Origin of the sequence: Streptococcus sp. A22, from assembly GCF_043674215.1 — a bacterium.
Lineage (GTDB): Bacteria > Bacillota > Bacilli > Lactobacillales > Streptococcaceae > Streptococcus > Streptococcus suis_V.
This window is the reverse complement of record NZ_JBIMJQ010000067.1, coordinates 1-1,257: the sequence shown is the minus strand read 5'-3', so window position 1 is coordinate 1,257 and position 1,257 is coordinate 1. Positions and strand designations below refer to the sequence as shown.

At 39.2% G+C, this 1,257-nt stretch carries 1 protein-coding gene and 1 pseudogene; both read left to right on the top strand.

Features of this window, described 5'->3' with window-relative positions:
• The first annotated feature begins 69 nt into the window (after nt 1-69).
• A complete protein-coding gene (locus tag ACHBHN_RS11305) occupies nt 70-423 on the top strand; it encodes a PrgI family protein (RefSeq protein WP_024400610.1) in 354 nt (117 codons plus the stop codon).
• Nucleotides 380-1,257, top strand: a pseudogene (locus ACHBHN_RS11300) (type VI secretion protein); the annotation flags it as partial. The gene ACHBHN_RS11305 and the pseudogene ACHBHN_RS11300, both read left to right, overlap by 44 nt.

Below are 1,257 nucleotides of genomic sequence, written 5' to 3'. Positions count from 1 at the left end.
GGATGTAGGAGGATGGGAGTAAATTGCCCGCCTCCTCTTTTTATAGCTTATTTAGATTGGAGAACATTTATGAACACTCGTGTCTTTAAGGATATCTCAAAGGTTCAACACAGGGCATGGCTAGGATTTACAACTAGACAGGTTATTTTTGTATTTCCAGCTGTCGCCCTAACCATTTTGGTACTGGGCTTGAACCTATTTTATTGGCAATTTGGGGATTGGTTTGTCTATGGTTTTGTTTTTAGCTTTACCATTCCACTCATGTTATTTGGGGTCTATCGCCCTAATGATTTACCATTTGAAACCTACCTCAAGTACCGTTTTCATTATGAACTAACAGTACCAGATCGTACATTTACTGGAAGAAAAGGAGACCAACGTGAAAAAATTAAAACACTCAATGAAACCAAAGAAACCTTCTAATGACCAAAAGCAAAAGACGAAAACACAGAAGCAGGAGATCAGACCTTCTACCGTAAATACGTTAGCCTATCAAGGGCTTTTTCAGAATGGCCTTATGCAGGTCAGCCCAAGCTATTTCTCACAAACCTATCTCTTAGGAGATGTCAATTATCAAACAGTTGGCTTAGAAGATAAGGGAGCTATCGTGGAGAAATATTCCGATTTAATCAATTCACTGGATGATCAGACCAATTTCCAACTGACTATTTTCAATCAAAAAGTTAATTTGGAAAAATTCCGTAAGAGTATTCTCTATCCCTTGCAGGAAGATGGATTTGATGCTTATCGTGATGAATTGAATCGCATGATGAATGCCAACTTAGAGGCGGGTGAGAACAACTTTTCAGCTGTCAAGTTTCTTTCATTTGGCAAGAGCGACCAAACACCAAAACTAGCTTTTCGTTCTCTATCACAGATTGGGGAATATTTCAAAAGTGGCTTTTCAGAGATTGATGTATCTCTTGGTTTACTTGGTGGAGAGGAGCGAGTGAATGTCCTTGCGGATATGTTACGAGGTGAAAATCATTTACCGTTTTCTTACAAGGATTTGACCCTCTCAGGTCAATCCACCAAACACTTTATTGCCCCAACCTACCTTTCCTTTAAACACAAGAATCATATTGAATTGGACGATCGATTATTACAGATTGTTTATGTTCGTGACTATGGCATGGAGTTAGGGGATAAATTTATTCGTGACCTCATGCAGTCAGATTTAGAAGTGATGATTAGCCTACATGCTAAAGGCTCTACCAAGTCTGAAACCATGACCAAGCTGCGAACCAAGAAGACCTT